15 protein-coding genes are annotated in these 18,435 nt (G+C 67.6%); 5 read left to right on the forward strand and 10 right to left on the reverse strand.

Translation table 11 applies throughout. The features are described from left to right. Positions 1 to 10: 10 nt before the first annotated feature. Positions 11 to 1,102 carry an AI-2E family transporter gene (locus DSM104443_RS06200; protein WP_171090478.1) on the forward strand — a complete coding sequence of 364 codons (1,092 nt, stop codon included), beginning with the start codon at positions 11 to 13 and terminating at the stop codon, positions 1,100 to 1,102. Here DSM104443_RS06200 and DSM104443_RS06205 read toward each other — a convergent pair whose 3' ends face one another. The 6 genes from DSM104443_RS06205 to DSM104443_RS06230 are packed head-to-tail and all read right to left on the reverse strand — an operon-like array spanning position 1,103 to position 6,508. After that, positions 1,103 to 1,567, reverse strand: a complete 465-nt coding sequence (locus DSM104443_RS06205; RefSeq protein WP_171090480.1) for a hypothetical protein — start codon at positions 1,565 to 1,567, stop codon at positions 1,103 to 1,105. 19 nt (positions 1,568 to 1,586) lie between these two features. Continuing rightward, positions 1,587 to 2,885, reverse strand: a complete 1,299-nt coding sequence (locus DSM104443_RS06210) for a tetratricopeptide repeat protein (RefSeq protein WP_171090482.1) — start codon at positions 2,883 to 2,885, stop codon at positions 1,587 to 1,589. Next, positions 2,882 to 3,592, reverse strand: coding sequence for a hypothetical protein (locus tag DSM104443_RS06215; protein WP_171090484.1), 711 nt, complete (start codon positions 3,590 to 3,592; stop codon positions 2,882 to 2,884). The genes DSM104443_RS06210 and DSM104443_RS06215 overlap by 4 nt, the downstream gene beginning before the upstream one ends. Positions 3,593 to 3,597: 5 nt before the next feature. After that, the gene (locus DSM104443_RS06220) at positions 3,598 to 4,311 is read right to left on the reverse strand and encodes a DUF4331 family protein (protein ID WP_171090486.1); all 714 of its coding nucleotides are present in this window, start codon (positions 4,309 to 4,311) and stop codon (positions 3,598 to 3,600) included. An 11-nt stretch (positions 4,312 to 4,322) separates the two neighbouring features. Beyond that, entirely contained in the window at positions 4,323 to 5,687 is a 1,365-nt protein-coding gene (locus DSM104443_RS06225; RefSeq protein ID WP_171090488.1) for an aldehyde dehydrogenase family protein, read from the reverse strand. A gap of 8 nt (positions 5,688 to 5,695) precedes the next feature. Then, positions 5,696 to 6,508, reverse strand: coding sequence for a gamma-glutamyl-gamma-aminobutyrate hydrolase family protein (locus DSM104443_RS06230; RefSeq protein ID WP_171090490.1), 813 nt, complete (start codon positions 6,506 to 6,508; stop codon positions 5,696 to 5,698). 117 nt (positions 6,509 to 6,625) lie between these two features. Here DSM104443_RS06230 and DSM104443_RS06235 point away from each other — a divergent pair, with 117 nt between their 5' ends. Together DSM104443_RS06235 and DSM104443_RS06240 are read left to right on the forward strand one after the other, a co-directional pair. Then, positions 6,626 to 7,369: an alpha/beta fold hydrolase gene (locus DSM104443_RS06235; RefSeq protein WP_212756988.1), complete on the forward strand. Its 744-nt coding sequence runs from the start codon at positions 6,626 to 6,628 to the stop codon at positions 7,367 to 7,369. Continuing rightward, positions 7,362 to 8,330 (forward strand): alpha/beta fold hydrolase, encoded by a 969-nt coding sequence (locus DSM104443_RS06240; protein WP_171090493.1) that lies wholly within the window; start codon positions 7,362 to 7,364, stop codon positions 8,328 to 8,330. Before DSM104443_RS06235 ends, DSM104443_RS06240 begins: the two co-directional genes overlap by 8 nt. Positions 8,331 to 8,338: 8 nt before the next feature. Here the strand turns inward: DSM104443_RS06240 and DSM104443_RS06245 are convergent, their stop codons facing one another. Further along, a complete protein-coding gene (locus DSM104443_RS06245) occupies positions 8,339 to 9,472 on the reverse strand; it encodes an iron-containing alcohol dehydrogenase (protein ID WP_171090495.1) in 1,134 nt (377 codons plus the stop codon). 60 nt (positions 9,473 to 9,532) lie between these two features. Here DSM104443_RS06245 and DSM104443_RS06250 point away from each other — a divergent pair, with 60 nt between their 5' ends. Next, positions 9,533 to 10,048: a DinB family protein gene (locus DSM104443_RS06250; RefSeq protein WP_171090497.1), complete on the forward strand. Its 516-nt coding sequence runs from the start codon at positions 9,533 to 9,535 to the stop codon at positions 10,046 to 10,048. A gap of 31 nt (positions 10,049 to 10,079) precedes the next feature. Here the strand turns inward: DSM104443_RS06250 and DSM104443_RS06255 are convergent, their stop codons facing one another. After that, positions 10,080 to 11,396, reverse strand: coding sequence for a serine hydrolase domain-containing protein (locus DSM104443_RS06255; protein WP_171090499.1), 1,317 nt, complete (start codon positions 11,394 to 11,396; stop codon positions 10,080 to 10,082). A gap of 35 nt (positions 11,397 to 11,431) precedes the next feature. Beyond that, positions 11,432 to 12,709 (reverse strand): Xaa-Pro dipeptidase, encoded by a 1,278-nt coding sequence (locus tag DSM104443_RS06260; RefSeq protein WP_212756990.1) that lies wholly within the window; start codon positions 12,707 to 12,709, stop codon positions 11,432 to 11,434. 89 nt (positions 12,710 to 12,798) lie between these two features. On the opposite strand from DSM104443_RS06260, the gene DSM104443_RS06265 reads away from it, so the two are divergent. After that, a complete protein-coding gene (locus DSM104443_RS06265) occupies positions 12,799 to 17,037 on the forward strand; it encodes a hypothetical protein (protein WP_171090503.1) in 4,239 nt (1,412 codons plus the stop codon). Positions 17,038 to 17,041: 4 nt separating this feature from the next. Here DSM104443_RS06265 and DSM104443_RS06270 read toward each other — a convergent pair whose 3' ends face one another. Beyond that, positions 17,042 to 18,394 carry a glutamine synthetase family protein gene (locus DSM104443_RS06270; RefSeq protein ID WP_171090505.1) on the reverse strand — a complete coding sequence of 451 codons (1,353 nt, stop codon included), beginning with the start codon at positions 18,392 to 18,394 and terminating at the stop codon, positions 17,042 to 17,044. Between the last annotated feature and the right edge of the window lie 41 nt (positions 18,395 to 18,435).

Genomic DNA, 18,435 nt, shown 5'->3' on the forward strand with positions numbered 1-18,435 from the left:
GGAGAAGCCCATGGACGCCGTCACGACCGACAAAGCACCGGAGCCCCGCCCCTCGACACGGCTGATGGACACGCTCATCCGGGCGGGCCTGCTCGTCGCGCTGGCGATGCTCTGCTACCGGATCTTCGCGCCCTTCCTCACGCTGATGGTCTGGGCGGTGATCCTCGCGATCACGATGTATCCGATCCACCAGGTGCTGGCCGCGCGGCTGCGCGGGCGCCAGGGCCTCTCCTCCACGCTGATGGTGCTGCTGGCCTTCGTGGTGCTCATCGTGCCGACGGCCGTGCTCATGAGCTCGCTCGGCGACTCGGTGCACCAGCTCATCTCGAAGGTGCAGGACCACAGCATCGAGGTCCCGAGGCCGCCCGACTTCATCGCGGGCTGGCCTTTTGTCGGCGAGAAGATCCACGGAACGTGGACCCGGGCGCACGACGATCCGAAGGCCTTCGTGGAGAGCCTGCAGCCGAAGATCGGCGAGCTCGCGAAGACGGTGCTCGGATTCGTCGGCGGCATCGCGACCGGATTGCTGCAGTTCCTCGGGGCCCTCATCGTCGCGGGCATCATCATGGCGTACGGCCAGTCGGGTGGAACCAGCAGCGAGCGGATCTTCGAGCGCGTCGTGGGCGGCGGGCGCGGCGCGGAGTTCACGCGCCTGTGCACCGCGACCATCCGCGCCGTGGCGCAGGGGGTGATCGGCGTCGCGTTCATCCAGGCGATCATCGTCGGGCTGTGCCTGCTGGTCGCGGGCGTTCCCTGGGCCGGCGTGCTGGCGCTGGTGGTGCTGGTGCTCGGCATCGCGCAGGTGCCCGCGCTCATCGTCACGCTGCCGGCGATCGGCTGGATCTGGTGGCGGGGCGACTACGGCACGCTCGAAGCGTCGCTCTACACGGCGCTGATCTTCGTCTCGGGAATGGCCGACAACGTGTTGAAGCCGCTGATGCTGGGCCGCGGAGTCGATGCGCCCATGCCGGTGATCCTCATCGGCGCGCTGGGCGGCATGGCCGCCGCGGGAATCCTCGGGATGTTCGTGGGCGCCGTGCTGCTGGCGCTCGGCTACCAGATCTTCATGGGCTGGGTCGCCGCGAACCGCGACGGGGCCTGATTAGCTGGTGCAGTCGAGGTAGAGCGTGCGGTGCTCGTAGGCCGAAGCGGTCTTGGCGAAGCCGCCGCAGATGTAGGCGACCTCGAGCTGCTTGCGCGCGCCCGGCGCCGGATCGCCGCAGATGGAATTCTCCACCTCCACGCTCGCCGTCATGCGCCCGTTCACGCGGCGCGAGAGCCAGCCCAGGGCGTTGCAGCTCTTCTTCTCGGAGCCATACACGGCGCTGGAGATCGTGATCGGCCCGCTCGGGCCCGGCCTCGGCGGCGCGACGATGACCTGCGGGGGCGGCTGCACCGAGACGCCGCGCTTCTGCGCCTCGGCGAGGCCTTCGCGGAATCCCTGCGAGTAGCCTTCCTTGAAGCCGGACTTGTAGGCGTCGCTGGTCTCGTCGACGTACACCGGCCGCGATTGCGCGGCGAGGTCACCGCAAGAGAGCAGGGCGAAGGCGAGCAGGGTTTTTCTCACGGCAATCTCCACGGGATTGTCATTGGGGAAGCGCGTACATCCTCGCGCTTTCGGGGTTTTTCGAGAGGGCCCGGGCGCGTTCGCGCTCGGCATCGGAGCGCTGGCCGGACCGGTCCATCGCCTCGGCGAGAACCCAGCGGGCTTCGGCCGTATCCCAGCCGTTCGCGACCTGCGTGGCGAGGATGGGAACCGCGCGCTTCGGCTGCCCGGAGAGGATCCAGGCCTTGGCGAGACCGACGGCGGATTCGCCGTAAGGACGCACGCGGAAATTGGACTCGGCGAGCGTGATCGCGCGAGGCGCGTCGACTGGATGCACGAGGAAGTGGTCGAGCGCGTGGCCCGCGGCAGCCTCCGGAAATTCCGACAGCCGGCGCTCGTACAGGGCCCGTGCCTGGGCGGACAGTTCACGCGCTTTTTCTTCTTGGCCCTGGGCGTGCTCGATCGCGGCGAGCGCGTCCATGAACTCCGGAGCGCGCGTGCGCTCGACGATCGATCGATAGAGCGTGGCCGCCGCATTGTTGTCGCCGCGGAAGTGCGTCACCTCCGCGATGTGCTCTTCCACGAGCCACCAGCCCGGCAGCGCTTCTTCGGCGCGGCGGTAGAGCGCGAGTGCTTCGTCGTAGCGGCCACGCTCGAGCGCGACCAGCCCGCGCTGCAGCTTGTACCAGGCCTTCTGCGTCGCGGAGACGCCGTAGTAACGCGATTCGGCCGCCTCGAGCAACGCCGCGGCCTCGCCGGGCGCGCCCAGGGACTTGCGCAGCAGGGCCAGGCGCGTGAAGTGTTGCGAGCCGCCGAGCTGGTTCACGAGCGCGCGGTAGGTTTCCTCGGCGTCGCGGTAGCGGCCCGAGTACATCGCGATGTCCGCGCGCAGGGCCGCCATGTCGGGCGCCGACGTGCCGGCGGGACAGGTGTCGAGCGCCGCGGCGGTTTGCTTCAGGCGGTGCAGCGTGAAGTGGAGGCGGGCGCGCGCGAGGCAGAACGAAGCCGTGGGCACGCGGGCGCCGGGCTGCGCGTCGAGGAGGAGCTCGGCGCGGCGGTAATCCTCGTAGTTGCCCGTGAGGCGTGCGCGCTCGAGGTAGAGCGTGACGACCTCCAGGGGCACCAGTGTGTCGTCGGGCCGCTTCGCGGCGAGGGCTACGCCGTCGGCGATCGCCGCGTCGAGGTTGGCGAGCTCACTCGCATAGGACGGCTTTGCCGCGGCGGGCTTCGCCGCGGGCGCCGTGGATGCGACGGCGGACCGGTCGCAGCCCGCGGTCACGGACAGCACCAGCACCGACAGGGCCGCGGCAAGGCCGCGCCCTGTGCCCGGCCATCTCAAGGATGGCGGTCCCGCAGGTGCGGGAAGGCGAGCGGGAGGATGGTGTTCACCTCGTCTCGCGTCGGGTTGATCACGCCCACGAGCGCGTTCAGCGTGTGGGGCGGTGCCGTGCCGGAGATCCTGAGCAGCGCGGCGGCCAGCAGGCGGTCCACCACGGGATCGTCGAAGCCGCGGCCGTTGGGCCAGCCGCTGGGGGCACCGAGGTCGAACGTGATCACGTCCGGGACGACGACGGGTGCCGCTTGCGCGGCGCAGACCGAGATGTCGACCTGTGCGCTGCTCGCCGGCGGCGTGGCCGTTTCGGTGGAGCAGGGCGTGAGGCCCAGCGCCCGCAGCTGCGGCCCGACCTTGTAGTGGATGTTGCGCAGCGAGTTCGACTGCGCGCCCACCGTGAGCAGGACCGCGAAGTCGCGCGCGTCGTTGACCGGATCGCCCCGGTTCAACGCATCGCGCTGGTTGTTGAACGAGTTGGAGGCGTTGCCGGGGTTCAGCTGCGCGCCGGTCGGCCCCGGTGCGGGCACGGCCGGGTCGCGCGAGAGGAGCGCGGTGGCGAGCGCCGGCTGCCCCGTGCGATCCACTCGCACGTAGCGGTCGGGTGCGTCGCTCTTGAAGCTGAAGTTGCCATTGCTGTCGCTGTCGCCGCCGCAACCCGAGAGCAGGACGGCAACGGCCGGGAGGAAAAGGAAGGAACGCGGAAGGGTCATCATGGCGGTCAGCTCACGAGCCGTGCGGTGGTGGCCCACACGCGCACACGCGGGCGGAAATTGCCCGAGGGAGGCGCCAGGTCGACGTTCGGCATCTCGAAGACGATCGCCGAGACGTTGCGGTTCGCGAACGAGTCGCGCCGCGGCTGGTTGCCGACGAGGCGGAAGGCGCCCACGACGTCGCCGTTCTGCCCGGGCGCGGCGAAGGAGGCGACCAGCGCCGCATAGCCTTCCCCATCGAAGAAGAAGGGATCGTTGCGAAGGCCGGCGAACGCCCGCATGCCCGTGGGCGAGGTGAACACCTCTTCCGTGGGGCCGGAGAAGGTGCCGCCCGCGCCGGGAACATTTTCCAGCTGCAGGCCGCATTCGCCCTTGCCGTTGGTGCCCAGGCGAGCGCGAATCTCCACGTCCGGGACGTTGTCGAACGTTCCGTTGGGCGCCTCGCGGTCGATGTGCAGGGTGTAGAGGACGTTCGGGTCGCAGTAGAAGCTGCCGTCGATGCGGGAGCGCGGCGCGGCGCGGCCGCCGAAGGTGATGGCGGCAACCGTCTTCGCGCCGGACTGCGGCGAGGTGAAGATGAAGACGTCGGCGAGGTCGGCCGCGGGATCCGCATCGGTGCCAGGAGATTCCGCATGGTCTGCGGACATGACGGCTGCGCTCGCCGCGAGCGCGATCGCGGAGGCGAAGGCGCGGGACAAGGTCGTGCGGGACGACGCACTCATGGGGGAATCTCCTAGGGTTTGCGGAGGTGCCACGCCTTCGTTCTGGCGAAGGTCTCTATGCCGTACCTGGACAGGGTCAGGCCGACCCCCGAGTGTCCCACGCCTGACCACGGAAGTGCAGGACTTACGCGGTCGCAGCAATTCCAGTACACCGAGCCCGAATTCACGCCTGCGAGGATCTTCTCGGCGCGCTTGCGGTTGGCGGTGTAGACCCCGGCGGTGAGGCCGTAGTCGGTGTCGTTCATGAGGCGCTGGGCCTCGGCGTCGTCGGCGACGGGCATGAGGCCGATGATCGGGCCGAAGCTCTCCTCGCGCATCACCGCCATCGAGTGGTTCACGTCGACCAGCACCGTGGGCTCGAAGAAGCTGCCCTTGCCGCGCTTGCCGCCGGTGAGGACCTTGGCGCCTTTCTTCTTCGCGTCCGAGACCTGCGCCTCCAGCACCTTCACCTGCGGGGCGCGCGTGAGCGGGGCGATGTACGTCTTGTCGTCCATCGGGTCGCCGGACTTGAAGCCCTTCACCTCCGCAACGAAGGCATCGACGAAGGACTTGAAGACCTTCTGGTGCACGTAGATGCGCTCGACCGAGCAGCAGCTCTGGCCGGTGTTGTAGAACGCGCCATCGGCGATGCCGGCGGCGGCTTTCGCGACATCCACGTCCTCGCACACATACACCGGGTCCTTGCCGCCCAACTCCAGCTGCAGCTTGATCATGCGGCCGCGCACGGCCTCGGCGATCTTCTTGCCCGTGCCGTAAGAGCCGGTGAAGAACACGCCATCGACGGGCTGCTTCAAGAGCGCGGCACCCACGTCGCCCGCGCCGATCAACGGGATGAACACGTCGGCGGGAATGCCGCTCGCGTGAAGCAGGCGCGCGATCTCGAGGCCGGTCATCGCGCTGTACTCGGAAGGCTTGTAGAGAACCGCATTGCCCGCGAGCAGCGCCGGCACGAAGACGTTCGCGCCCACGAAGTAGGGGTAGTTCCACGCCGAGATGTTGGCGACGACGCCCAGGGGTTCCAGCGAGATCCGCTCTTCCGTACCGCCCTGGGTGACCGTCTTCGGGCGCAGCGTCTTCGCCGTCTGCTCGAGGAAGAAGTCGATGCGGGGCAGCAGGCCCTTCAATTCGTTGCGCGATTGCGAGATGGGCTTGCCGACCTCGGTGGTGAGCACCTTCGCGAGGTGTTCCGTTTCCGCGACGATCTTCTCGCGGAAGGCGGAGATGGCGGCGAGGCGCTTCTTCAGCGGGACCTTCGCCCACTTCGCCTGCGCCGCGCGGGCGCGTTCGTATTTCGCCTTGACGCTCTTCGCGTCGTCGGCGTCGAGGGACGCGGCGACCTTGCCCGTCGCCGGGTTCACTACCTTCAACTTCGCCATGATTCCCCTTATGCCGCTTGCGCCAGGACCGGCGACGGCTTCCCTGTCTGCTTGCGCTGCGTGCAGGCGCCCAGGAAGGCGTCGAGCAGCGGCTTCCCATCCATCAACGAGACATCCTTCGGATCCATGAACTCCGGGTGCCACTGCACGCCGACCACGAAGCTGTGGCCCTCCCAGCGCACGGCCTCGACGATCTCGTCCGGATCGCTCTTTGCCTCGACCACGAGGCCCTCGCCCAGCGTCTTGACCGCCTGGTGGTGGATCGTGTTGATGCGGGTGCGCGTGACCTTGGGATACATGCGCGCGAGCCACGTGTCGGGCAGCACGACCAGGTCGTGGAAGTTGTTCTCGTACTTCGCCTCGTCGCGGTGGTGGCCGGCCGAGACCTGCGTGGCAAGGTCCTGGTAGAGCGTGCCGCCGAGGGCCACATTGATGACCTGGCAACCGCGGCAGATTCCGAAGACCGGCTTGCCCTGGTGCACGAACTCGTTGAAGAGCTCGATCTCGTAGCGGTCGCGGATCTTGTCGCCCGACCATGCGGGGCTCATCGGCGTCTCGCCATAGGATTCGGGCGACATGTCGGCGCCGCCCTGGAGCACGAGGCCATCGAGCGAGTTCACGTAGTCCTTCACCGTGATGCCGATGGGCAGGTGAGGCGAGGCGAGGCTGATCTCGGGGATCATGTAGGCGAGCACGCCGCCGGACATCACCCAGTTGGCCGCGGACTGCTCCATGTACTGCACGGTCTTGGTGGGCAGGAAGGTGCGCGACGGATCCGGGTACAGGAGCCGGGCGGAGAGGCCGATCTTCAGGGGGTCCATGGGGTCATTTTGCCGGATTTATCCCTTTTCGACGCCGCTGGACGACAAGGGTTCTTGTGACAGAATGACGGGGTGCCGAAAACGACACGTGTTCCACAAGAGGCCGAACAGGCTCTGTTGCCGCCCGGACCGCTCCTCCTCGCCCTCGAAGGCCGCGCGCCCTGGGAGGCCGGAGCCACCCTCGCCGCCATGCCCTGGCTGCGGAAGGCCGCTTCCGGCGACGGGCACTCCGTCATCGTCTATCCCGGCCTCGTCCTCACGGATACCAGCACGCTTCCCCTGCGCCTCTTCCTGCGCCACATGGGCTTCGACGCCCACGGCTGGGAATTGAAGCGCAACTTCGGCCCGCGCGAGGGCGTGCTGGACGAAAGCATCGAGCGCGTTCTCGCACTGCGGAAGTCCAGCGGGCGGAAGGTGAGCCTCGTGGGCTGGAGCCTGGGCGGCGTGTACGCGCGCGAGATCGCCAAGCGGCTTCCGCGCGACGTGCGCTGCGTGGTCACGCTGGGCTCGCCCTTCACCGGCGACCCGAAGGCCACGAATGCCTGGCGCATCTACGAATTCGCGAGCGGCCACAAGCTGGACGAGCCGGACGTGTTCAAGGAAGTGCGTTCGCCGCCGCCGGTGCCGACCACGTCCATCTTCAGCCGCACCGACGGCATCGTGTCGTGGCAGTGCTCGTACCAGGAGCCGAGCCCGCTCGCGGAGAACATCGAGCTCACCGCGAGCCACGTCGGCATGGGGCTGAACCCCGCCGCCTGGTATGCGATCGCGGACCGGCTCGCGCAACGCGAGGGACGCTGGAAGCCGTTCCATCGCCGCGGCTGGCGGCAGTGGGCCTTCCACGACCCGAAGCGTGCCTAGCGTCTCCGCGAACGGCGTCTCGATCGAGTACGAGACGCTCGGCGACCCTTCGAATCCTTCGATCCTGCTGGTGATGGGCCTGGGCGCGAACATGCGCCTCTGGCCTTCCGCGTTGTGCGAGAAGCTCGCGGCCGCGGGGTTCCACGTCGTGCGCATGGACAACCGCGACGCGGGCCGCTCCACGCAGCTGGACTTCCTCGGCACGCCCAACATCCCGAAGGAAGCGATCAAGTACCTGCTGCGCCTGCCGATCCATTCTCCCTATTCGCTGGACGACATGGCGGCCGACACCGCGGAGTTCATCGATGCGCTGGGGCTCGTGAAGCCGCACGTGATCGGCGCCTCGATGGGCGGGATGATCGTGCAGAACCTCGCGGCGCTGTTCCCGGAGAGGATCTCGACGATGACCTCGGTGATGTCGACGACGGGGAGCCGGAAGCTGCCGAAGCCCGAGCGGCGGGCGTTCAAGGCTTTGCTCTCGCCTCCCGCGAAGCCGGGCGACTACGAGAGCTCGGTGCGCCACCTCATGTTCCTGCTGCGCGTGATCGGCAGCCGGACGCATCCTTCGCCTGAAGCCGAGCTACGCGCCTTCTGCGAGCGCCACGTTTCGCAGGGCTCGAATCCCGCGGGTGCCGCGCGGCAGATCCTGGCGATCGCCTCGGCGGGCGACCGCACCAAGACCGTCGCGAAGATCCGCGTTCCGTCGCTCGTGCTTCATGGCGACGAAGACCCGCTGCTGCGCCCGCCCTGCGGCGCCGACACCGCACGCGTGATTCGCGAGGCGGGTGGTAGCGTGAAGCACGTGGTGGTGAAGGGGATGGGGCACGACTTGCCGACGGTGTTGCACGACGAGTTGGTCGGGCACATCGTCGAGCACATCAAAAGCCAGGGGTCAGACTCCTTTATTCGAGTCGGTTCGGCCGGGCTGATGCCCGGTGACGATTCGAATAAAGGAGTCTGACCCCTGCTTTAGATCGCGTCTGCGAAGAGCTTCTCGAAGTCTGCCTTCGTGCACGGCTTCGGGTTGGTCTGGTGGCAGATGTCGTCGACGGCGATGGCGACGAGCGCCGGAATCTTGTCCTTCGTGACGCCGGCCTCGCCCAGCTTCGCGGGGATGCCGAGGCGCGACTTGAGCGCCGTGAGCCACTGGATGAAGTCCCCGGGGGTCGAGCCGGCGCCACACACCCGCGCAAGCTCCGACATCTTCTCCGCCGCGGCGTCCGCGTTGAAGCGCATCACGTGGTCGATCATGATCGCGTTGGCGAAGCCGTGGTGCATGTCCACCACCGTGCCCAACGCGTGCGCGCAGGAGTGCACGGCACCGAGGTCCTTCTGGAAAGCGATGGCGCCCATCAGCGAGGACATCATCATGTCCGAGCGCGCGGCGATGTCCTTCGGCGACGCGACGGCCTTTTCCAGCGAGCGCGCCGCGAGGCGCGCGCCTTCCAGCGCGATGCCGTCGCAGAGCGGGTGGTACGCGGGCGAGAGATAGCTCTCGACGTTGTGCGTGAGCGCGTCCATGCCCGTGGCCGCAGTCACCTTCGCGGGGAGGTCCAGCGTCAGCTCCGGATCGGCGAACACCGCCTTGGCGAGCAGCGCCGGATTGAAGATCACCTTCTTCACGTGCGTCGTGTCGTGCGAGATCACGCTCGAGCGGCCGACCTCGCTGCCCGTGCCGCTGGTCGTCGGCAGCGCCACGAAGTAGAGCAGGGCGTTCTTGATCGGCAACACCTGCGGGTGGTCCCACGCGTATTGGAGGACATCGCCGTCATGCGTGGCCATGAGTGCCACGGCCTTCGCGACATCGAGCGCCGCGCCTCCGCCAAAGCCGATGATGGAATCCGCCTTGTGGGCGCGCGCCGCGGCGGCACCGGCATCGACCTGCGACTTGGTGGGATTGCCGAAGACGCCGCCGAAGGTCTCGACCTCCAGGCCCTTCAGCGACGCACGGAAGTCCGCAAGGATCGGAAGCGCGGCGAGGCCCTTGTCGGTGACGATGAGCGGGCGCTTGAGCCCGTTGTCGGCGAGGTGCTTGGCCACAAGCGCGCGGGCGCCGGCGCCGAAATGGATGGTGGTGGGAAAGGAGAACTTGTCGATGGACATGGCGGATGGCTGCTATAGGGACGCGATCATCGTACCAGCCCGGCCTCGTATAATTCGCCCATGAGCGCCCTGCGACAGGTTCGAATGCTCACGCGGTATTCCGCGTGGGCCCATGCCCGCCTTTTCAAGGCGCTGGAGTCGCTGCCGGAAGAGGCGCTCGCGCGCGACGGCGGCGGTGCCGGCAGCATCCTGAAGACCCTGAACCACATGCACATCGTGGACCGCATCTGGCAGGCGAACCTCGAAGGCCGGGAGCACGGCTATACGGCGCGCAACACCCCGACGCTGCCGGCGTTCGCGGAGCTCACCGTCGAGCAGCGCAGCATCGACACCTGGTACGTGGATTACGCGGCGGGCCTGAGCGGAGAGAAACTGGGCGAGGTCGTGCCGTTCACGTTCGTCGGAGGCGAAGAAGCCAGGATGGCGCGCGTCGACATGCTGCTGCACATCGTCAACCACAAGACCTACCACCGTGGCTACATCGCGGAGATGCTCTATCGCGACAAGGTGAAGCCGCCGACGATGGATCTCACGGTCTTCCTGCGCGACGTGGAGCCCGACGCCGCCGACGCCTAGCGACTTCGGGCCACGTAATCCGGGCCGGGCGTCAGTCGACGATCGCCTGGTACACGAGGTTCTTGATCATGCGGCGGAAGTAGGGGCGATTCGGGCTCGCCGCCGGCGTCATGAACACCGCCACCAGCTGTTCCTTCGGATCGACCCAGAAGAACGTGCCCGAGTACCCCGCCCACATGAACTCGCCCGCGGAACCGGCCACGCCTGCGACGCCGTCGCCCTGCCGGACCATGAAGCCCAGGCCGAACGTGTAGCCCTTCACGCCCATCAGCAGCTCGCCGGGTTGCAACGGCGTGGCGATGTTGCCTCCGAGCGAGTCGGAGGTCATGAGGCGGACGGTCGTGCGGCTCAGAATGCGGTTGCCGTCGAGCGTGCCGCCGTTCAGCAGCATCTGGCTGAAGCGCAGGTAGTCGCTGGCCGTGGAAACGGCGCCCGCGCCGCCCGAATCGTTCTTCGGTTGCGCGGAGACGTCGAGCAGGGGGAAGCCGCGCGGCGCGAAGCGGTCCTTGTCGAGCGTCTCGGTGACGCGTGGCATCTTCGCGGCCGGGACCCAGAAGCCGGTGTCGACCATCATGAGCGGCTTCGTGATGCGCTCCTCGATCACTTCGGCGAGCCGCTTGCCTGAGGCGGCCTCGACCACGCGCCCGAGAATGTCCACCGACAGGCTGTAGTTCCACGTGGTGCCCGGCTGGAACGCGAGCGGCACGGTGGACATGCGCTCGACCTGCTCGGCCGGCGTCACGCCGCGCGAGTCGTAGTCGAGGTCCTTGCGATAGACGCCCGCTTTCTCCAGGCCTTCCTTCACGGGCGCGTTCTGCGTGATCTCGCCGTACGCGAGCCCCGATGTGTGGCGCAGCAGGTCCTGCACGGTGATCGGACGATCGGCCGGCACCGTCGCGTAGGTGGTCGCGCCCGCGGCGTCCTTGGTCGCGACACTCACCTGCATCTTGTCCCAGCCCGGCAGGTATTTCGACACCGGGTCGGTGAGCTGGATCTTGCCGTCTTCCACCAGCAGCATGGCCGCGACCGAGGTGAGCGGCTTGGTCATCGAGTAGATGCGGAAGATGGAGTCCTCGACCATGGGCTTGCCCGACGCGGTCTGGTTGCCCCAGGCCTTGTGATAGACGAGCTTGCCCTTGCGCGCGACCATCACGACGCCGCCGCGGAAGCTGCCGTCGGCGACCTCCTGCTTCATCACCTTGTCGATCTGCGTGAGCTTGGCTGAGGACATGCCGACGTCCTCCGGCTTCGCGGCCGGCAGCGGGGAGAGTGCCAGGGCGGCCGCGGGAACGAACGCGGCCAGTGCGGTCCACAAGCGCAGGGTGCGGCGGCGAGCGAGCGTTTCCATGTCCATCTCCTCCGGGTTGTTATGGGAGCAGCGGTTCAGCGTGCGGGCGGGATGACTTCCCCACCCTTCACGACAGCGGCGACGGTTTCCAGCACCGTCACGTCCTTCAAGGGATCACCCTTCACGCCAACGAGATCGGCGTAGCGGCCCTTCTCGACGATGCCCACGTCGTCGCGGGCGAGCGCCTGCGAAGCATTCAGCGTGGCCGCTTGAATGGCCTGCAGCGGCGTCATGCCGTACTTCACCATGACCGCGAACTGCTTCGCGTTGTCGCCGTGCGGGTAGATTCCCGCGTCGGTGCCGAACACCATCTTTGCGCCGGCTGCCACCGCCTTGCGGAAGTTCTCGCGCTGCAGGTCGGTGATGTCGCGGTCCTTCTTGAGGTTCTCCTCGAGCACGCCGTTCTTCTTGCCCTCGAGCGCGGTGTACGTGCCGTTGTAGATGTCCATCGAGAGCCAGGCTCCGTGCTGCTTCGCGAGCGCGATGCCCTCGTCGTCGATCAGGCTCGCGTGCTCGATGGTGTTCACGCCGGCGCGGATGGCGTCCTTGATGCCGGAGGTGCCATGCGCATGCGCGGCGACCTGCAGGCCCTGCATCCTCGCTTCCTCGACGATCGTCTTCATCTCGGCGAGGCTCACCTGTTGCTGCCCGGGCTCGGTGTTGCGCGAGAAGACGCCGCCGGTGGCGCAGATCTTGATGACCTGCGCGCCGTACTTGCGGACCGCACGGACACTCTTGCGCGCTTCATCGGGGCTGTCGAAGCTGTAGGGGTTGCTCGCCTTGAACGAGGGCGGGAGGTACGTGCGGTCGCAGTGCCCACCGGTAGAGCCAAATGAATATCCGGCCGTCACGACTCGCGGGCCGATCACTTTTCCGGCCTCGATCGCTTGTCGCAGGCCCACGTCGTTCCAGTCGGAGGCGCCGAGGTTGCGCACGGTGGTGAAGCCGGCGTCCAGCGTGCGGCGCGCCTGCGGCACCATGATCATCGACCAGAAGCGGTCGGTGAACTGGAGGTAGGTGTAGCCGCCATAGGTCGGATCGCTGTCCATGTGCACGTGCATGTCGATGAGGCCGGGCAGCAGCGTGAGGCCGGCGAGATCGATGCGCTTCGCATCGGCGGGTGCGGGTAACTGCGCCTGCGTCTTCACGTCCACGATCTTGCCGTCGCGAACAAGGATCGCGGGCTTCTCGAGATATTTGCCGGCGCGCACGTCGAGAAGACGTTCGGCGGTGATGTAGGTGTCGGCGGCTGCGGCCAGCACGGGCAGCAAGGCGGCCATGCCCGAGATTGCGGCGATGCGGATTTGTCTCACGAATTTTCCCCCTGGAATCGTCATCTTAGCCGGTTGGAGGAAGCGCATCGGTCGTGGTAAACCATGCGTACTCAGGGAGAAAAAAGATCATGCGCAATCTGCTGACGCTTTTCGTCACTTCGTGTTTCCTGCTGTTAACCGCCCAGGCGAGCGCGGGAACCGGCGATCTCGACCCCACGTTCGGCACCGCCGGCATCGCGCGCTTGTCCTACGCGGAAGGCCGCGCGGTCAACGTGATGGGCTCCGTGAAGCTCCATGACGGTCGCATCGCGGTCGTGGGCGACATGGCCTCGCCGGTCGACGGCCTGCAGCACGTCGTCTTCTCGCGCCTCAACAGCGACGGCACCTTCGATGCCACGTTCGGAGACGCGGGCTGGGTCACGATGCCGGCGCCGATGACCGACGGGTGGCCGAGCACCAATCTTTCCTGCACCGCGACGGGCATCGCGCGCGGCGGGTCCTCGATCGTCGCGCTGGCCTCCTGTGGCGGCCGCATCGGGCTCTTCTCCATCACTCCCGATGGCACGCCGACCAGCGGCTTCGGGCCCTGGGGCGCGGGCTGGCGCATCGACGATGCGGGCGTGCTGACGGCGCGCGCCGTCGCCGTCGATTCGCAGGGGCGGATCATCATCGGCGGCAGCCGCCGCCAGACGCCCACGGGGACTTCGAACGCGTTCATGCGGCGCTTCCTCCCCAACGGAACGCCGGATGCGAGCTTCGGCAATCAATTCAGCACCCCGGGCCTTTCGACCCAATCCCTGGCCGTGGGCGACGATGAGCTGCTCGCCCTCGCGGTGGATGCCACGGATCGCATCGTCGGCGTCGGCTACGGCACGGCGAGCCTGGGCGCCCCGCGCGTCATGATCGCGACGCGCTTCCAGGCCAACGGCCAGGTCGGCCCCTTCGGCATGACGAACAACGCCTGGGTGTCCTACACGGGAGAAGGCGATACGGCGCGCGCGGTCGCCATCGAGAACTCCGGCACCATCGTCGTGGCAGGCACGGCGAGCTACACGCACTGGAACGGGCAGTCGAGCTCCAAGTTCTATATCTGGCGCATTGCCGACACCGGCTACACCACGGCCGAGGGCGCGCAAGCGATCGACATCCCGATGGACGTGGCGAACGACGCCAACGCGTCGGCCTCGGCACTGCACATCACGCAGGATGGCTGGATCGTGATGGTGGCGGGTACGGTCTCGAACGCCACTGGCACGCGCACGGCGTATGCCTGTATCTACCCGGACAACCGGATCGCGACGTACTGTGGCCAGGGCGGGCGCTACTTCGGACCGCCGCCGGCCGACGGCGGCAGCGTGCTCGGCCTCTACGTCACGAGCAACTTTAAGTTCCTCTCCGTCGGCCGCAAGGGCGATGCCGTGGCCGTCGCACGCTTCTCGGACTACGAGGGCACCATCGACACCGCTTACGGCACGAACGGCGCGGGGATCTATGCGCCCTGGGCTGCTTCGCAGGTCGCGGTGAATGGGCTCGCCGTCCAGCCGGACGGCAAGCTGATCGTCGCCGCCACTTCCCAGGCAGGTGCAGCGCGCGTCGGACGCCTCACCGCGTCCGGGCAACCCGACACGACATTCGGTACCGGCGGTTACTACGACCTTGGCATTGAAGGAAACACACGCTCGCTCGCCGCGCAGGCCGCGGCCGTGCAAGCCGACGGCAAGATCCTCGTGGCACTTCGCAGTGCGGTGCTGGAGGGCTTCAACGCGGGCCAGGCCATCGTCCTCGTGATCCGCCTCAACGCCGACGGCACTCGCGATGCGACCTGGATTTCGTACGTGGTCGACGGCAAGCCGGCCGCGATCGCCATCAAGGGCGACGGACGCGTGGTCCTTCTCACCGCGGTCACGGCACCGGAACGCATGGCCCTCACGCAGTTCGCGACGGACGGTTCGATCCAGGCGAGCGCGACTCTACTTGGGACCGGCGCCGAGGCACACGTCCCGGCCGCCCTGGCGCTCGACGCGAACGGCAATGCGCTCGCCGCGGGCTATACGCGCATGTCGAGCACGCTCGGCATGGTCGTGTACCGCTACACCGACATGCTGCAGCCCGACGCGGGGTGGGGCGGCGGCGCGTTCTCGATCGTCGATTTCGGCATGTCGAGCGCGGCGCGCGGCATCGCGATCGGTGCCGACGGCAAGGTGGTGCTCGCGGGGGCGTGCGGCAATACGGTGGCGCATCCCTGCTTCGCGCGCCTCGAGTCGAACGGCCAGCTCGATTGGGGCTTCGGCGTCAACGGGCGGGTGGTGCACACGCTCACGCCCTCGGGCGAGCGCGCCGTCTCCGCGCATGTCACGGCCGAAGGCAAGACCTTCGCGGCCATCGACCACCTGGGCGGCCTGGGCATCGCGCTCGTGCGAGCCGACGGAACGCTCGATCCTGCCGTTTCGGGCACGGGCTCCAATCTGCCGGTCACCAACGGCGACGCGGTCACCTCCGTGATGCAGGCCGACGGCCGCGTCGTGGTCGCCGGCAGCGATTCTTCGCCGGAGGGCGCGGCGTGGATCCTCGCGCGCTTCGAGCCGGACGTCGTGGTGCCGCCCGACACAGTGATCGACTACTTCTCGCCGCAGCAGTCGCCGACGCCGGTCCGCGACGCGATGTTTGCCTTCCAGTCGTCGAAGCCGTGGTCCACGTTCGAGTGCTCGCTCGACGGCAGCGACTTCACGCCCTGCACGGTCCCGGTGTCGTTCACGAACCTCTCCGAGGGCACGCACACGTTCCGGGTCCGTGCGATCGACGCGGCAGGCGTCAAGGACCCGACTCCCGCCGAGCGCGCGTGGATCGTCGACCTGCCGCCGACGGTCGAGATCACGGGTGGACCCACGGCTCCGACCAACGCGATGCCGATCACGTTCACGTTCTTGTCGAACGATCCCGCCGCGACGTTCTACTGCCGCTTCGAGAGTCCGATGGGGCCGATGTGGCAAGGCCCGTGCCAGACGCCTTACCTCTGGGGCGGCTCGGACGGTACCTACACGCTGTATGTGCGTGCGATGGATGCGGGCAACCAATCTTCGCCCGAGGTCTCGCGCACCTTCACGATCGACACCCAACCGCCGATGGCGATGATCACGAGCAAGCCCGAGAATCCCTCGACGAGCAGCACTGCGACCTTCGTGTTCTCGGCCAACGAGTCCGCAGCGACGTTCGAATGCCTCAACGAGGGGATGGACTTCGCGCCCTGCGCGTCGCCGTTCACGCGCACGGGCTTGCCGCCGGGGTCGCACGTGTTCGCGTTGCGCGCCAAGGATCTCGCGGGCAATGTGAGCCAGGTGGTGGTTTACCAGTGGACGACTTCCCTGGCTCCGCCGGAGACGACGATTACCAGCGGGCCGACGGGCGTCTCCAGCGCCCCGGCGGTCTTCACGTTCACCGCCAGCGCGTCGCCCGCGTCGTTCGAGTGCCGCGTGGACAACAGCTCGTATTTCGCCTGCGCGAGCCCGTTCAACCTCGGTACTCCTCCGCCGGGACCGCGCACGTTCGAGGTCCGGGCGATCGCGAACGGCATGCCGGATCCCACGCCCGCAACCGCGAGCTGGACCCAGGCGGCTGCCGGTGCGCCGGACACGACGATCACGAGCGGGCCGAGCGGCGTGTCCACCGGCATCGCGGCCTTTACCTTCACGTCGAGCGTTTCGCCGGCGACGTTCGAGTGCCGCGTGGACGGCGGCTCGCCCTTCCCGTGCTCGAGCCCGATCACCCTCGGCATGCCCCCCCTCGGGCCGCGTACGTTCGAGGTCCGGGCGATCGCAAGCGGCATGCCGGACCCCACGCCGGCCATCTCGAGCTGGAACCAGGTGCAGCCGGCTGTGCCGAACACGTCGGTCTCGCCCAGCGCGCCGCCGGCGGCCTCGAGCTTGACGTTCACCTTCACGTCCTCGCTCCCGGGCTCCACGTTCGAATGCCGCCTCGACGGCGGCGGCTACGCGCCTTGCGCGAGCCCGTACACGGTCACCGGCCCCTTGGGCGTCCACGTGCTCTTCGTGCGCGCTCGGTTCGGCAACGACGTGGATCCCACGCCGTCGCAGGTCACGTTCTCCCTCCAGGCGGGGCCGGAGACGACGATCACCCAGATGCCGGCGGCCGTGACGACGTCGACGACGGCGACGTTCCGCTATTCGGCGAGCCCCAGCGCGGCAGGGTACGAATGCAAGATGGATGGCGAGCCGTTCGTGGGCTGCTCACCGAGCGGCACGACGTACGGCGGGCTTACTCACACGACGCACACGTTCCAGGTGCGCGCGCGCAACAGCAGCGGGGTCTTCGATGCGACCCCGGCAACCTACACGTGGCGGATCCAGTGAAGCGCTAGATGATCTCGAAGTAGCGCTTCAATTCCCAGTCCGTCACGGCATCCAGCCACTGCCGCCACTCCCACTCGCGGGTGGCGGCGAAGTGGTCGACGAACTCGTCACCGAACCAGTCCCGCGCGACCTTCGATTGCTTGAGGTTGCGCGTGGTCTCGATCAGCGTGCGCGGAGCACGGGGAATGTGCTCCGAGCCCTGGTTGCTGCCGTGGATCGGCTTCTGCGTGAGCTTGAATCCCTTCTCCACGCCGTGTAGTCCGGCGGCGATGACGGCGGCCGTCGCGAGATAGGGGTTCATGTCGGCGCCGGGGCATCGTGTCTCGAGGCGCATCGACTTCGATGATCCGGGGATCACGCGGAACGAGGCCGTGCGGTTGTCCACGGCCCACGTGGGCTTCACCGGTGCCCAGAAACCGTCGACGAGGCGTTTGTACGAATTGATGGTGGGCCAGAACATCGGCGCCATCTCCATCAGCACCGCGCACTGGCCGGCGAGGTAGCTCTCGAAGAGCTTCGACATGCCGCCGTTCTTCCCCTTCGCGTCGTGGAAGAGGTTCTTCTTGCCGTCGGTGAGGCTCTGGTGCAAATGGCCCGAGCAGCCCGGGTAGCTCGCGTTCCACTTCGCCATGAACGACGGCATGATCCCGAAGCGATGGCCGATCTCCTTGGCCGCGGTCTTGAAGAGCAGCGCGCGGTCGGCTTGCTCGAGCGCTTCGGAAAACTGGATCGCCACCTCGTACACACCCGGCCCGGTCTCGGTGTGCAGGCCCTCGATGGGAATGCCGAACGCCGCGCATTCGTCCATGAGCGCATTGAAATATTCACGATTCAGGTTCGCGCGCAGCAGCGAGTAGCCGAACATGCCGGGCGTCAGCGTGGTGGGTCCCACGCCCTTCTTCTCGTTCCAGCTCTGCGGCGTCTCGGCGAAGTTGAAGAACTCGTACTCGGCGCCGACCATCGCGCCGAAGCCCATCTTCTCGGCGCGGGCGAGCACGCGCTTCAGCGTCTGGCGTGGGCAGGCGGGGTGGGGCTTGCCGTCGGCGGTGACGAAATCGCCGAGGAAGAAGTCGACGTTGTTGTCCCACGGCACCTTGCGGTGGGTGGAGAGGTCGAGCCGCGCCAATGCATCCGGGAAGCCGTGCTGCCATCCCGTGAGCTGCGCGTTGTCGTAGCACTGGTCGTGCATGTCCCAGCCGAATACGACGTCGCAGAAGCCGAAGCCCCCATCGACCGCGGAGAAGAATTTGTCGCGATGGAGGTACTTGCCGCGCAGGACGCCGTCGATGTCCGAGACCGCGACCTTGACCTTGCCTGCGTTCGACTTGCGGATTGCTTCGACGACATCCTTCGCCATTCCCTGCCTCCGATTAAATGGGGTCAGACTCCATTCACGTC

Source organism: Usitatibacter rugosus, from assembly GCF_013003965.1.
Taxonomy (GTDB): domain Bacteria; phylum Pseudomonadota; class Gammaproteobacteria; order Burkholderiales; family Usitatibacteraceae; genus Usitatibacter; species Usitatibacter rugosus.

What these genes read in the sequence shown, in the direction of transcription:
- DSM104443_RS06225 (WP_171090488.1), bottom strand. Translation starts at nt 5,687, where the DNA reads ATGGCGAAGTTGAAGGTAGTGAACCCGGCGACGGGCAAGGTCGCCGCG.
- DSM104443_RS06220 (WP_171090486.1), bottom strand. Translation starts at nt 4,311, where the DNA reads ATGAGTGCGTCGTCCCGCACGACCTTGTCCCGCGCCTTCGCCTCCGCG.
- DSM104443_RS06245 (WP_171090495.1), bottom strand. Translation starts at nt 9,472, where the DNA reads ATGTCCATCGACAAGTTCTCCTTTCCCACCACCATCCATTTCGGCGCC.
- DSM104443_RS06250 (WP_171090497.1), top strand. Translation starts at nt 9,533, where the DNA reads ATGAGCGCCCTGCGACAGGTTCGAATGCTCACGCGGTATTCCGCGTGG.
- DSM104443_RS06215 (WP_171090484.1), bottom strand. Translation starts at nt 3,592, where the DNA reads ATGATGACCCTTCCGCGTTCCTTCCTTTTCCTCCCGGCCGTTGCCGTC.
- DSM104443_RS06230 (WP_171090490.1), bottom strand. Translation starts at nt 6,508, where the DNA reads ATGGACCCCCTGAAGATCGGCCTCTCCGCCCGGCTCCTGTACCCGGAT.
- DSM104443_RS06270 (WP_171090505.1), bottom strand. Translation starts at nt 18,394, where the DNA reads ATGGCGAAGGATGTCGTCGAAGCAATCCGCAAGTCGAACGCAGGCAAG.
- DSM104443_RS06255 (WP_171090499.1), bottom strand. Translation starts at nt 11,396, where the DNA reads ATGGAAACGCTCGCTCGCCGCCGCACCCTGCGCTTGTGGACCGCACTG.
- DSM104443_RS06265 (WP_171090503.1), top strand. Translation starts at nt 12,799, where the DNA reads ATGCGCAATCTGCTGACGCTTTTCGTCACTTCGTGTTTCCTGCTGTTA.
- DSM104443_RS06200 (WP_171090478.1), top strand. Translation starts at nt 11, where the DNA reads ATGGACGCCGTCACGACCGACAAAGCACCGGAGCCCCGCCCCTCGACA.